The sequence below is a fragment of the Rhizobium sp. BK112 genome (assembly GCF_014193215.1).
Taxonomy (GTDB): Bacteria; Pseudomonadota; Alphaproteobacteria; order Rhizobiales; family Rhizobiaceae; genus Rhizobium; species Rhizobium anhuiense.
The window spans coordinates 606980-620474 of record NZ_JACHYZ010000002.1 but is presented as its reverse complement, the minus strand read 5'-3'; the positions used below and the strand labels follow the sequence as shown (position 1 = coordinate 620474).

The window sequence follows — 13495 nt, the reverse complement described above, 5'->3', positions numbered from 1 at the left end:
GTGAGCCGCAAACGACCGACCGACAGTCTGGAGTAAGACATGCCCGATAGCCGTCTCGATACGGAACTCAGCAATCCCCAGAGCGCCAAGGCGCCGCTCGACCCGCATCTGAAGGCGCTGGAAAACGAATCCATCCATATCTTCCGCGAGGTTGCAGCCGAATTCGAGCGTCCCGTCATGCTCTATTCGATCGGCAAGGATTCCTCGGTGCTGCTGCATCTGGCGCGCAAGGCCTTCTATCCCGGCCGCGTGCCTTTCCCGCTGCTGCATGTGAATACCGGCTGGAAGTTCAGGGAGATGATCGCCTTCCGCGACGAGACCGCGAAGAAATACGATCTCGATCTGATCGAGCACATCAATCCGCGCGGTGCTGCCGAAAACATCACGCCCTTTACCCATGGATCGGCGGCCTTCACCGACATCATGAAGACCGAAGGCCTGCGCCAGGCGCTCGATGCCGGCCAGTTCGACGCCGCTTTCGGCGGCGCGCGGCGCGACGAGGAAGCCAGCCGCGCCAAGGAGCGCATCTATTCCTTCCGCACGCCCGACCATCGCTGGGATCCGCGCAACCAGCGGCCGGAACTCTGGAACATCTATAACGGCATGATCCGCAAGGGCGAGAGCGTGCGCGCCTTCCCGCTGTCGAACTGGACCGAAGTCGATATCTGGCGCTACATCCAGGCCGAGGACATTCCGCTGGTGCCGCTCTACTACGCCAAGAAGCGTCCGTTCGTGGAGCGCGACGGCATGATGATCCTCGCCGAAGACCCGCGCCTGGAGCTGCTGCCCGGCGAGGTCCGCCAGGAAGGCATGATCCGTTTCCGCACCCTCGGCGATTTCCCGCTGACCGGCGCCATCCGCTCCCAGGCCACCACCCTCGAAGAGGTGATCGCCGAACTCGAAATTGCAACTGTGTCCGAACGCCAGGGCCGCGCCATCGATCGCGACCAGTCCGGCTCCATGGAAAAGAAGAAGCGTGAAGGATATTTCTGAGATGACCGCAGCCCAAACCGCCGTCTCGGCCGCCACCGTCGTCAACCTGCCCGCCGCCGAGCAGCAGAAAGCTCTGCGCGACTCGCGCCCGCTGCGCCTGATTACCTGCGGCAGCGTCGATGACGGCAAGTCGACCCTGATCGGCCGCCTGCTCTGGGACACCAAGGCGGTCAAGGAAGACCAGGCCGCCACCCTGCAGCGCGATTCCACCGGCAAGCAGAACGATCTCGGCCTGCCCGATTTCGCGCTGCTGCTCGACGGCCTGCAGGCCGAACGCGAACAGGGCATCACCATCGATGTCGCCTATCGCTACTTCTCGACCGACAAGCGCTCCTTCATCGTCGCCGATACGCCCGGCCACGAGCAGTATACCCGCAACATGGCGACCGGCGCCTCGACCGCCGATCTCGCCATCCTGCTGGTCGACGCGCGTTTCGGCATTCTCGAGCAGACGCGCCGCCACGCGACGATCGCCTCGCTGTTAGGGATCAAGCAGTTCGTGCTCGCCGTCAACAAGATCGACCTGACGGGCTACGACCGCGCCGGCTTCGACAAGATCAGCCACGAGTTCCGGGAATTTGCCCTGTCGCTCGGCGTCAAGCAGATCACCGCCATTCCGATGTCGGCGCTGAAGGGCGAAAACGTCGTCTATCCCGGCCAAGCCGCCATGCCCTGGTACAGCGGCCCGACGCTGGTGGAGACGCTGGAGCTTGCGACCGTGCGCTCGTCGCAGACGGTCGGCTTCCGTCTTTCCGTGCAGCGCGTCTCGCGTCCCGGCGAAAGCTTCCGCGGCTATCAGGGCACGGTTGCCGGCGGCTCGGTCAAACCAGGCGACAGCGTCATGATCCTGCCGTCGGGCATGGTCGCCAACGTCTCCAAGATCGTCACCTTCGATCTCGTGCGCAACGCCGCCGTTGCCGGCGACGCGATCACGCTGGTGCTCGACCGCCAGGTGGATGTGGCGCGCGGCGACATGATCGTCTCGATCGACGCCCAGCCGCAGGTCGGCCTTGCCTTCGACGCGCAGATCGTCGCACTCCAGCCCGAGGGTATCGAGCCCGGCAAGCGCTACTGGCTGAAGAGCGGCAGCCGCCGCCAGCGTGTGCAGGTGCAGCCGCTCAGCCAGCTGGAGCTGAAGACCGGCAGCTGGAACGCCGCCCAGCGGCTCTACATGAACGCCATCGGCAAGGTCCGGCTCGTCTTCGACGAAGCGGCGATCTTCGATCCTTATGAGCAGAACCGGCTTTCCGGTTCCTTCATCCTGATCGATCCGGAGACCAACAATACGGTCGCCGGCGGCATGGTGACCGGCAAGCGCACCGAACTCGGCGGCCTCCACAATGGCGAAGCCCGCGTCATCCTCTCGCTTCCGGCCGATCTTGCCGAGCAGATCATGGCAAGCGAACTCTTCGCCAGCCGCAGCCATGAGGCCGAGGTACGGCGCATGACGGCCGCCGAAGCGGCTGATCTCTGGTCGAGCGCAGCAAGCGATATCTGATGAGGGATAGGGGCCAGCAAGACTGGCCCCTTACCGAGGCCGAATCCTCTGGCTGCGGCTGGCGGACTCCCTGCCGAACGGCCAACAACCGATCAGAACCTGAGACTTTGCGATAGGGGCTTCCCCAGCTCAATTTTCTGTGTCGGCCTCTACGGCCGCTAAAAAAATCAGAGTTTGCAGAAAACGGACTTTTCCAATTCACGATTCGCTGTTTTCCGCTTGCCCGCGGGCCAATGTGGGGCCATTCTTAGATCGGATCCAGGCGGTGCGGTAAGACGAGAGGTCAGGCCTTGCAGCGCTCAATCTCGACCTCGATGCACTAACTCGGCGCCTTTTCTCGACTGATCCCCGAGCGAGGAGGTTGTCCAATGTCCACGAGCCATGTCGACCATCCGCTACAACCGGGCGACCGAGTCCCGAACGTTGTGTTTGATGCGATCTCGAGCGAGGGGAAGATCGCACTTGATGATTTTCGTGGCCGCAGCCCATTGCTGATCGGTTTGTTTCGGGGCCTGCATTGCCCGTTCTGCCGGCGCCATGTCGCGGCCATGGCATATCTCAACCCGATGCTGCGTGAGAAAGGCGTCCAATCCCTGGCGGTGGTAAACACCCCGGTCGAACGCGCGCGGCTCTATTTCCGCTACCATCCGATACCCGATCTTCTTGCCGCTTCCGACCCGATAAGGGCTTCGCACCAAGCCTTCGGCCTACGCGAGGTCGGGATCGACACGGTCATGGCAATACGGATCGATCTGCCGGGCGAGTTGCCCGAGCCTATGAGCGTGATGGCAATGGACGATTTCATCAACGAGAAGGAAGGATATCAAATTACGGAAGCCGATCAGCAGATGATGACTGCCGACCACGGGCAGCTTGTCGGTCAGTTCCTCATCGACCGGGAGGGCATCGTACGCTGGAGCTTCACTGAAGTCCTGGAGGCTGGGCTCCAGACATTCAAGGCACTGAATTCCCATGAATTGATGTCGGCAGCTTCCCAAGTCGTGCATTGACAACGATCTGGAGCTGAAGACCGCCAGCTGGAACGCCGCCCAGCGGCTCTACATGAACGCCATCGGCAAAGTCCGGCTCGTCTTCGACGAAGCGGCGATCATCGACCCCTATGAGCAGAACCGCAATTCCGGCTCCTTCATCCTGATCGACCCGGAGACCAACAACACGGTCGCCGGCATCTCTTCCGGGGTAATGGGTGGTGCCCTGCGCCGTTCGCTTCAAGCGTTGGAAACGCCCGGTTCCATCAAGGCGTCATCGCACGAATCGCCGATGCTCACAGGTTTGGACCGGCAGTTTTCCCGTTGTTCGACTTATCCACGTCGATGACCTTCCTCACCTTCTGCGATAACTCTTCGAGCGTCGCCATCACTCGGTTGACCTGCGACAGCGTGGCGGCCGGATCGTATCTTGTGACGAGATATTCCCTGTTGGAGGACAGCGTCGCCAAGTGTTCCTCCGTTCGCTTTCGGAAGATTAAGCCCGCTTCCTTCGCCCATCGCGATCGCTCGCCAATGTCGTGGTGAAGGCCGCGGATCATCTTAGGGTCACGCCCTTTGGCGAGCAGAAACGCATTCAGGTAGAGCTCGATCGAGTGGAGGGCCAGAAACCGGCGCGGAGCGTGCGACAGCGATTTGCCCCGAGGAGAGCATTCCCCAAGCAAAGTCGCGGCCGTTCGGTAATACGATGCCAGTTCCAGAATATCGTGAGCGCTTGCTTCATGCCCAGGGTATACTGCATCCAAGACAAGAACCTCCCATTGGTTCCAACGTATGGATGCAGATTGGCAGGATGCAGATCGGAGTCAATATCGCCAAAAGGGGTTAGGCCGGGCTGTCTGAGCGAGTTAGATAGGTCTGGACACTTTTCAAGAAAACCTAATGATTTCGCGTTATCATCTGGTGTCCAGGCACACCGTAACCTATTGATAAAACGACGTATGTGCTCCGGCAGTATGACGGTGGCTGCTCAGCACCCGCCCCCGTCCTTCGAGGCTTCGGCCCTTGGCCTCCGCACCTCGGGATGAGGGCTGATCGCGGTGCCGTGTGGCTGGTGGCTGGTGGCTGGTGGCTGAACGCGTGCTTATGGCTGCAGGGCTGATCGGTCCCGTGAGACCGTAAGCGGGCAGCCATCGCTTCTGGCGCTTTGCGACCCAGCCAACTGACCTGACTATTTCCCGAGAGCGGTTTTCAGCGCATCGACGACGACGCGGACGGAGGGGACGTCTTTGATGTCAGAATGGACAACCAGCCAGACCTCTCGAGTCAAAGCCTGTTCGTTCTCAATGCGCTGGAGACCGCTGGACTCCGGGACGGCGAAATCGGGGAGCATGACGACACCGGCGCCAAGTCTTGCGGTTGCGGCCTGAAACTCCAGAACGGATGATCTGACGGCGATCGGCCGGCCGGCGGCCAGCTCGATCAGTCGCAATTGTTGCGGCGAGGCGCTCATGGTTTCGTCGTAACCGATGAAGGTCCAGTCCGACGGTGGAACCGTTTCGAGATAGGTCTGTGATGCGTAGAGATGGAAGCTTGTCTCGCCGAGCTTGACGATGGCGTAATCGCCGTCCTCGGGGCGCGACATGCGCACGGCGATATCCGCCTCTCGTCTGTTCAGGGACGCCAGGCGCTTTTCTCCGACGAGCGTGATCTGAACACCCGGATGGTCTCGCCTGACGGCCGCGATCGGATTTGCCAGGAGCACGCTTGAGAGAGCGGGAGGCGCGCTGATCCTCACATGGCCATGCAATTCCGTGGCGCTGCTTCGACCAAGCTGCTCGATTGCCGCAGTCTGCGCCGCGACAAGAGCTGCGTGCCTGGCGACCTGCTCTCCGTCCGAGGTTAAAATGATGCGCCGCCCGCGGCGGTCTACGAGCTTGCGCCCCAGGCTGGCTTCCAGCGACGAAACCCGCCGACTGATCGTGGCATGTTCGACGCCGAGTTGCTTTGCGGCGCCAAGCAACGTTCCCGACTGCGCGAGCGCCAGGAAATGCCGAAGGTCGTCCCAATCGATCTTTGTGAATTCTCTCCCAATCATTGTGAAACAGTAGGGAATTTTCACACATCAGGCCACCGGTTAATTTGTGCCCATGAAGGAGCACGAGATGACTGACCAAATCATATGGCTGGACGCCCCCGGTGACGTCACCCAGTTCCGCGTTGAGCATCACCGTTGTCAGCCTCCCGGTGATGGCGAGATAACGATCCGTCATCAGGCGATCGGAACCAACTTTCTCGACGTCTATCACCGCAAGGGCATCTACCCCATGCCCTCCTACCCCGCGGTGATCGGTGCCGAGGCGGCAGGCATCGTCGACGATGTCGGTCCTGGCGTCTCCATCTTCCAAAAAGGTGACCGCGTTGCCTATGCAGGGCCTCCGGTTGGCGCCTATCGCTCTACCAGGAATATTGCCGCTGAAAGGGCGATAAAACTTCCTGATGCCGTTTCAGCGAAAACGGCAGCGAGTTCGCTGCTCAAAGGCATGACCGCCTACATGCTGTTGAAAAAGACCTACAATGTGCGCGCAGGCACTCAGGTTCTGATCCATGCCGCTGCGGGTGGGCTTGGGAGCATCCTCGTTCGCTGGGCGAGATCGCTCGATGCCACCGTGATCGGGACGGTCAGCTCTTCGGAAAAGGCCGCACTCGCCGCATCTTATGGGGCCGATCACCTTATTGTTGGACGAGGCGCCGATATCGTCGCCGAGGTGAAGCGGCTCACGAACGGACTTGGCGTCGACGTCGCCTATGACGGGATCGGCGGCGACACACTTCTCAAAAGCATATGCTCTGTCCGGCCATTCGGCATGGCCGTCACCATCGGTCAGGCGGCCGGAGCTATTCCACCGGTACCTGTCGAGGAACTTCGTCCGGGCAAGGCGCTCTGCCATCCGAGCATCATGGCCTGGTGCACCGACGTCGGACAATATCGCGAGGCGGCTCTGGCTGCCGTCGGGGCGATGGAAACAGGGATCGTTTCGCAGATCGGTGCTGAGTATCGTTTGGCCGATGTTGCCAAGGCGCACGAAGAGATGGAATCGGGACGCTCGGCGGGCAGTATTCTGCTGATACCTTAATTGCTCAGAGAAAGAGCGCCGGCAGAGTCTATGAATCGCTGTCGGCGCTTCAGTCCTCGGGGCGGGTTTCGACGACGCTTGGACGGCACCATTTATCCATAAAATGGCATTATGCTATGTATTTCAGATATCTACAGCCATAGAACCTGTTGAGATAGGGTGCCCGCCATTGAGGTGGGCTCTCGGCACAGCCGACCGCCCTCCCGCAAAATGACGCCTTGCACCGCAGTCGGCGTCAATGACAGGGAAAGGTTTGAAGCTCCATGTTCACAAATGAAAAGCCACTTATCGCGATTGCCGGCGCAACGAGCAAACAGGGGCGCAGCGTCGCCGCGACACTCCTTCAGAGCCAACGTTTCCGGGTGCGTGCTTTAACCCGGAAGAAGGATTCGCCCGAAGCGTTACGTCTAGAGGAAGGCGGCGCTGAAATCGTGGCCGTCCCTCTCGAACTTGGCCGTCAAAAGGACCTCGTCGCTGCCTTCCAAGGCGCCGATGGCGCATTTCTGATGACGCCGCCGATCGCCCCGCCAGCAACCATCGAGGCTCCTCTCGGCCGGCAACTGGCGGATGCCGCCGTCGAGGCCGGCGTCGGGCATATTGTTTTCAGCACGCTTGAGGATGTCGACAAGATTACCGGTGGGACGAAGTATGCGCCGCATTTTACCGACAAAGCGCGCGTCGCAGATTATATTCGCGGCCTGCAGATCTCTCATTCCTTCGTCATGCTGGCATTCTTCTACACGAATCTTCTCGAATATTACGTGCCTCGCCTGGAGGGTGATACGCTGCTCCTGCCGGTTTATCTGCCTGAAGATTTCCGAGCGCCCTTTGTCGATCCGCTGACGGCGACCGGGCCGGTCGTCCTCGAAATTTTCTCAAACCCCGAGCGCTATAACGGCAAAACGCTGCCGATCGTTGGCGACATCATTTCTCCGCGCGAGATGGTCGAAACCTTTCAGCGCGTGACCGGCCTCAAGGCCGAATATCGAAACGCTTTCACCCGGGATGGCCTGCTGCACTATTTTCCAGAGTTTGCGGCCAACGAACTTCTCGTTCGAGAGCTTCTGGGAATGGTCGAATATGCTGTCGAATATGGCTATTTCGGCAAGGCGCACGACCTCGATTGGAGCCGTCGCCTGAACCCCGACACGCTCAACTGGGAACAATATCTCAGGACGACGGGGTGGCGTGGCGATAAGCGATCCTTCGGACTTTGAGGCATGTCGCGCAAAACTGTGCAGCGGTTTTGCGATAACGATATCTTTAAAAACAAAGACTTACGATGGCCTGATTCCCGGCAATTTGGAAATCTCGGCGACAAGAAAGTCGACGAGAAGCCGAACGCGGGCAATGGCTGCACGCTCCGGAACGATCAGCAAGCTTACCGGAACCGGCAAAGGACGATAGTCGCCAAGCACGACCTCGAGCCTGCCGTCATCCAGAAGATCGTGGACCAGCCAGAGGTGTGTAGGACCAATGCCGCGTCCGGCGGCAAGGGCTTCGCGCGCCGCAAGCCCGTGATCGACGCGCAGCTTTCCACTGACCGGGATTATCAGGCTCGTGCCATCGGGAGAGGAAAGAACGACCCGATCGCTCCCCGCCACATTGGACATCACGACGGTTTCGTAGCGTGACAGATCGGCAGGGTGCTGCGGCCGTCCGTGAACGGACAAATAAGTCGGAGCGCCCACCAGCAGCCGATGGCTTTCTCCGAGCGCATGAAGTTTCATCGCGCTGTCCGCGAGAGGTCCAAGACGAAGTGCCACGTCAACACCTTCGCGAACCAGGTCGATGCGCTCGTCCGTCAGGTTGAGGTCGACTCTGATGTCCGGATGCTTGTCCTGGAATTCAAAGATCAGGCGCGTGACGTGCATCACACCGAGCGCAGCCGTACAAGAAAGTCGAACAGCACCGGCAGGCGCCTGACGGGCATCTCTCGCTTCTTCAGCGGCCTGTTCGACCAGGCGCAGTATCTGAAGGCAGTTCGCATAATAGCGACTACCTTCGTCCGTAAGGGTCACGCGACGCGTGGTTCGGCTGAGAAGCGGGACGCCAACAGCCTCCTCAAGTTCATTGAGGTGTCGCGTCACGGTGGATTGACCGATACCTAGCTCTCTTGCGACCATCGACAGGTTGCCGCGTTCGGCGACGCGGACAAATGTGCGCATTCTGTCGAGAGACAGTCCTGTGTTATCCATTTTTCAGCACAGTGATCATCATTCCATCCGTATAGGGAATAATCTGATCTGTGCCTAGTTCGCGCCTACGACAGGTCCGTCGCATTTCATTCGGCAGATCGGACCGGCTTAGCGCGTCGAGCCGCGCGGGATGATCGAGAAGCCGCAGTTGACCTTGTCTTCGCCTGGCGGTTCGTCGCGGATGGCGCGCAGCAGCATGTCGGCGACGCGATAACCGATATCGTAACGCGGTAAGTGCACCGTCGTCAGCGTCGGCTCGGTGAAGGAAGAGAATTCCAAATCGTTGAAACCGCAGATGCCGACATCCTCCGGCACGCGGATACCGCGCGCTTTGCATTCGATGAGGACGCCAAGCGCCAGTTCGTCGCTCTGGGCAAAGGCGGCATCAATATCGGGCACGCGCTGCAACAGCCGGGAAAACAACTCCCTGCCGAGGCCGATGCGGCTTGCCGCATCCCCGCCGATGACGAGATCCGGGTTGAAACGCCCGGCTTCCCGCATCGCAGCCTCATAACCCTGTATGCGGCGGCGCGAGCGGACATCCCCGCCGCGGCCGATGAAGCCGATCCTTTCATAGCCCCTCGACAACAGGAAGCGGGTGGGTTCGGCGCCGGCGGCATGATGATCGAGGCCGACGACCAGCTTTTCCGGCTCCTGGCTGAGATCGGTGATATGGGCGATCGGACAGGCAGCATTGCCGATCAGCGGCAGAAGATCACTATAGGATTCGGCGCCGGCAATGATCACCCCGGCCGGCTTCTGTGTCAGGAAGGATTTCAGCAGGCCGGCCTCGCCCTTGGCATGGTGCAGCGTACTGGAATATTGAACGGTGAACTCGGCGTCGCGGAAGCGAGTCTCGATACCGATCATCAGGTCGGCGAAGCCGTATTGGTGCAAAGCGGGCGTGATGACGCCCACAACGCCGTTATGGCGGCCGGCGAGCGCGCGAGCGGCGAGATTGGGGATATAACCCATCTCGCTCACCGTACGCAGGATGGTCTCGCGCAGATCCTCCGAGACGATTTCAGGATTGCGAAGCGCGCGCGAAATGGTGATGGGGCTGACCCCCACCTTTTTCGCCACATCGCTCAACTTCACATGCGCGCCGCGCCTGGCCTTCCGCCCCGGCCCCACTGACTTGCCCATCATCCCTCATATGCTGCACGCGAGACTCACCTGCCTTCGATTCGCGATTTTCACTTTCTGAAGAAGAAATAATTTAGAGTCTACTAACATTTTGTATGAGCAACAGGTTCCGGGGAAACAACGTCCAGAAACAGCAGCAGGATTGTCCGTCGGCAAATTACGGGCATCTGCGGCGATCGGATCACCACTCCCTGGAATAAGTCCATTTATTTTCGAATGAAAATGTCGCGGAGGATACTCGGGCGCGGCAAAACCGGCCGGAATTTCCGGAAGCGTCAGCCAGCCCGAAAGCATCGGAGCGAAGATTAAATCCCCGTCATATCTTACAAATCGGCAATATAAACATGATCAATATTTAATTTGTAAATCCGCTGGCCGCGATCATATGAATCCCGAGCGCGAATTCTTCCATTCGCCCGGTCGCCGTCCCCCCGACGACTGCGCTGCGATGAAAGCAATTGGCGCCAAACGCCATCCGACGCCAGGTCCCAGGACATGGAACCACGACGCCATCCAAAACCAACGCTCTCGCAAGGGACCACCGTCCAAGGGATCACCGCCATGTCACCTATCCTCCACAAACATCGCACCGCAGCTCTTGTCGGGGCCGCCATCATCGCCGGCGCCGCATGCCTGCCCTTTACGATCAATTCGTCCAGCGCCTTTGCCGCGCCTTCGGATGCCGGCGGCGTTCTCGCCCCCAGCGGTTCCTTCGCCTCCATCGTCGATGCCGACAAGCCTGCCGTCGTCACCATCACCACGACCATGAAGGCGACCAATGTCAGCGCCGATCAGCAGGAGTCGCCGATGGACGAGCAGTTCCGTCAGTTCTTCGAGGATCAGGGCATCCCGCTGCCGCGCCAGGCGCCGAAAAACCGGCCCTCGCAGCAGGCGATGGCGCTCGGCTCGGGCTTCATCATCAGCCCCGACGGCGTGATCGTCACCAACAACCATGTCATCGACAATGCCGTCGACATCAAGGTGACGCTCGATGACGGCACGGAACTGCCGGCCAAGCTGATCGGCACCGACCCGAAATCCGATGTCGCCGTGTTGAAGATAGAGGCGGGCAAGCCGCTGCAGACCATTGCCTGGGGTGATTCCGACAGGTTGAAGCTCGGCGACCAGATCCTGGCGATCGGCAACCCCTTCGGCATCGGCACGACGGTGACGGCGGGCATCGTCTCGGCGCGTGGCCGCGACCTGCACAGCGGGCCCTATGACGATTTCATCCAGATCGACGCGCCGATCAACCATGGCAACTCAGGCGGGCCGCTGGTCGACCGCAGCGGCAATGTCGTCGGCATCAATACCGCCATCTATTCGCCGAACGGCGGCAGCGTCGGCGTCGGCTTCGCCATTCCTTCCGACGAGGCCAAGGCGATCGTCGCCAAGCTGCAGAAGGACGGTTCGATCGATCACGGCTATCTCGGCGTACAGATCCAACCGGTCACCAAGGATGTCGCCGATGCCGTCGGCCTCGATAAGGCAGGCGGCGCGCTGGTTGCCGCCGTTGCCGCCGATACGCCGGCCGCACGTGCCGGCGTGAAGCCCGGCGATATCGTCACTGCGGTCGGCGGCCAGACCGTCAAGACGCCGAAGGACCTATCGCGGCTGGTGGCCGACCTGTCGCCGGGCGCCAAGGAAGCTCTCAGCGTCTGGCGCGACGGCAAGACGATCAATCTCAACGTTACCGTCGGCACCAATGAGGCCGGCCAGAAGCAGGCGGCAGCCGAAAGCTCCGACACTCAAGGCCAGAGCAGCGGCCAGCCGAGCCTCGGCATCGGTCTTGCCGATCTGACGCCCGACGTGCGCCAGCAGCTCAACCTGCCGCGCTCGATCAGCGGCGCGGTGGTCGCCGACGTCAACCCGGACAAATCGGCTGCCGCCGCCGGCATTCAGTCCGGCGATGTCATCGTCTCGGTGAACGACAGGCCGGTCCACAATGCCCGCGACGTCAAGACCGCGATTGCGGAGGCCGGCAAATCAGGCCGCAAATCGGTGCTGCTGCTCGTCGAACGCGACGGCAACAAAACCTTTGTCGCCGTGCCCTTTACCGCGGCCTAAGATGGCCGCGACGGCAACAAGACCTTCGTCGCCGTGCCGTTTGGGGCTGCGTGAGGTCGCCTGCGCTGTGCCATGAAATGAGAAGCCTGCCTGGAGCGGGCTTTTCGACGGACCGGCAGTCCGCTCCGTTCCATTTCCGCTCAGGGAGATTTCAGCTTCGTCGCCTTGGCGCGAATGCGGGATTTGCCTTTTTGGCGGTTTGCCTCTTGCTGCTTGATCGCATCGGATTGGCTGCGTTGCGCGGCCTCCAATTGCTGCCGCGTCGGCAGATCATGCTCGTAAGTGGGAGCGCTGAATGCCGTCGCGTTGTCGAAGGGACCTTTATGCGTGCGGGCCACGCCATAGGCCTGGTCATCAGGGCTATCAATCCCCTGCTCCGCCGACGGTGACCGGGCGTGACGGGCCTGGCTTATCAGATCGTCGGCAGTCGGGCTGACCGTTGCGCTTTTGCGCACGGCGGTGATCTTGCGTTTCCCGATCCCGTCCCTTTGATCGGCGTGATTGCGAGGCATGTCTTCTTCCTTGTTCGTCATGTCATCGCGACGATCGACCGGGCTAGCCGGGGGACGTCGCTGCAAGATCCGTTCAGGGGATCTCGAACACGCGTTCAGGCAGTCTGGTCTTGGGAAAACGGTAGCCCAATGGCCGTAGCGATGCGGTCGTGGGCCCAGGCGCCGTATAGCGCGCGATCCGATAGGCTTTCGTCGGGGCGCCGCCGTCATCCTGCCATCTTGCAAAAGAGCCATCCTCCATCGCCTGAGGAAGCGGACCGGAACTCAGCTGCGTTGCCAGATACATTTTCAGAGCCGATTTCAGCGCGGCCTCATCGACGATGCCCGTCTGGAAACAATGAATGAGAAAACTCGTCGCGCTGATCTCAGCATCATCGGCCGCGTAAGTTTCGCCGCCACGAAAGCCGGCCTTTCGCAGAATGCGATCGAGCATCCTCAAATTGTCGATATCGAAGAATTGATCAGATGTGGAAGACATGGCGTCCTCCTTCGTTGGGGCTAGGGTTTACTGGCGCTAGTATTCACTGGCGCGCCCCAAGCAGCGGTGCCCGTATCGTGCCCGCCGATGGATCAGCTTGCGCTCTTTGCCATCTGACCGCAACCTCATTCGGCAGCAGCCATTGATAAAGCCGTGGCGGAACCCATTTTAGATAGAGGAGGATACGCATCATGCAGTTCAACGATGAAGCGACCCTCACAAAGCCGTCAGCACTGGCGGTGGAAAGACGTGCGCTCGTCAATCATCTGAGAGAAGCGATCGCGCGCCTAACGCACGGGCTGGCAGCAGCAGGTTTGGTCGAATTCGTGCCGCCTCTGCTGGAGATCAACAAAGTTCTCCACGATATGACGGACGAAATCTCCCGTGCCGATTCTCTCTATTCGGATGAGGTCATCACGGGCACGATGCGCTTGATCAAGACATCGGAAGCCTTGCTTGAAAGCCGGGTCATCGTGCAGACCATCCATTAAGACCTGCAGACGGCCGGACAGGCCGGCA

General features: G+C 60.5%; 13 protein-coding genes and 1 pseudogene. 8 read left to right on the top strand and 6 right to left on the bottom strand.

The genetic code is table 11. The features are described from left to right. Positions 1–39 precede the first annotated feature (39 nt). The 4 genes and pseudogenes from cysD to FHT75_RS08470 form a co-directional block, all read left to right on the top strand. Positions 40–993, top strand: coding sequence for a sulfate adenylyltransferase subunit CysD (cysD, locus tag FHT75_RS08485; RefSeq protein ID WP_047614166.1), 954 nt, complete (start codon positions 40–42; stop codon positions 991–993). Between the two features lies 1 nt (position 994). After that, the gene (gene cysN, locus FHT75_RS08480; protein ID WP_063476603.1) at positions 995–2491 is read left to right on the top strand and encodes a sulfate adenylyltransferase subunit CysN; all 1497 of its coding nucleotides are present in this window, start codon (positions 995–997) and stop codon (positions 2489–2491) included. Between the two features lie 368 nt (positions 2492–2859). Further along, positions 2860–3501: a peroxiredoxin-like family protein gene (locus FHT75_RS08475; RefSeq protein ID WP_183844669.1), complete on the top strand. Its 642-nt coding sequence runs from the start codon at positions 2860–2862 to the stop codon at positions 3499–3501. Between the two features lie 7 nt (positions 3502–3508). Beyond that, positions 3509–3679: pseudogene (locus tag FHT75_RS08470) on the top strand (elongation factor 1-alpha C-terminal domain-related protein); the annotation flags it as partial. 97 nt (positions 3680–3776) lie between these two features. Here the strand turns inward: FHT75_RS08470 and FHT75_RS08465 are convergent. Then, positions 3777–4244: a hypothetical protein gene (locus FHT75_RS08465; RefSeq protein ID WP_082008808.1), complete on the bottom strand. Its 468-nt coding sequence runs from the start codon at positions 4242–4244 to the stop codon at positions 3777–3779. Positions 4245–4669: 425 nt separating this feature from the next. Beyond that, entirely contained in the window at positions 4670–5536 is an 867-nt protein-coding gene (locus FHT75_RS08460) for a LysR family transcriptional regulator (RefSeq protein ID WP_183844670.1), read from the bottom strand. A 67-nt stretch (positions 5537–5603) separates the two neighbouring features. On the opposite strand from FHT75_RS08460, the gene FHT75_RS08455 reads away from it, so the two are divergent. Both FHT75_RS08455 and FHT75_RS08450 read left to right on the top strand, forming a co-directional pair. Continuing rightward, a complete protein-coding gene (locus tag FHT75_RS08455) occupies positions 5604–6575 on the top strand; it encodes a quinone oxidoreductase family protein (RefSeq protein WP_183844671.1) in 972 nt (323 codons plus the stop codon). Between the two features lie 263 nt (positions 6576–6838). Beyond that, positions 6839–7792, top strand: a complete 954-nt coding sequence (locus FHT75_RS08450) for an NmrA/HSCARG family protein (protein ID WP_183844672.1) — start codon at positions 6839–6841, stop codon at positions 7790–7792. A gap of 60 nt (positions 7793–7852) precedes the next feature. Here the strand turns inward: FHT75_RS08450 and FHT75_RS08445 are convergent, their stop codons facing one another. Then, positions 7853–8773: a LysR family transcriptional regulator gene (locus FHT75_RS08445; protein ID WP_097595776.1), complete on the bottom strand. Its 921-nt coding sequence runs from the start codon at positions 8771–8773 to the stop codon at positions 7853–7855. A gap of 108 nt (positions 8774–8881) precedes the next feature. Beyond that, positions 8882–9919 (bottom strand): LacI family DNA-binding transcriptional regulator, encoded by a 1038-nt coding sequence (locus FHT75_RS08440; RefSeq protein WP_048338313.1) that lies wholly within the window; start codon positions 9917–9919, stop codon positions 8882–8884. Between the two features lie 561 nt (positions 9920–10480). Between FHT75_RS08440 and FHT75_RS08435 the strand changes: the two genes are divergently transcribed. Further along, positions 10481–11986: a DegQ family serine endoprotease gene (locus FHT75_RS08435; RefSeq protein ID WP_183844673.1), complete on the top strand. Its 1506-nt coding sequence runs from the start codon at positions 10481–10483 to the stop codon at positions 11984–11986. A gap of 140 nt (positions 11987–12126) precedes the next feature. Here the strand turns inward: FHT75_RS08435 and FHT75_RS08430 are convergent, their stop codons facing one another. Both FHT75_RS08430 and FHT75_RS08425 read right to left on the bottom strand, forming a co-directional pair. Beyond that, positions 12127–12519 (bottom strand): hypothetical protein, encoded by a 393-nt coding sequence (locus FHT75_RS08430; RefSeq protein WP_088930371.1) that lies wholly within the window; start codon positions 12517–12519, stop codon positions 12127–12129. A gap of 52 nt (positions 12520–12571) precedes the next feature. Next, entirely contained in the window at positions 12572–12976 is a 405-nt protein-coding gene (locus FHT75_RS08425) for a hypothetical protein (RefSeq protein ID WP_028757658.1), read from the bottom strand. Between the two features lie 191 nt (positions 12977–13167). Between FHT75_RS08425 and FHT75_RS08420 the strand changes: the two genes are divergently transcribed. Beyond that, positions 13168–13467: a hypothetical protein gene (locus tag FHT75_RS08420; protein WP_047614147.1), complete on the top strand. Its 300-nt coding sequence runs from the start codon at positions 13168–13170 to the stop codon at positions 13465–13467. The last annotated feature ends 28 nt before the right edge of the window (positions 13468–13495 follow it).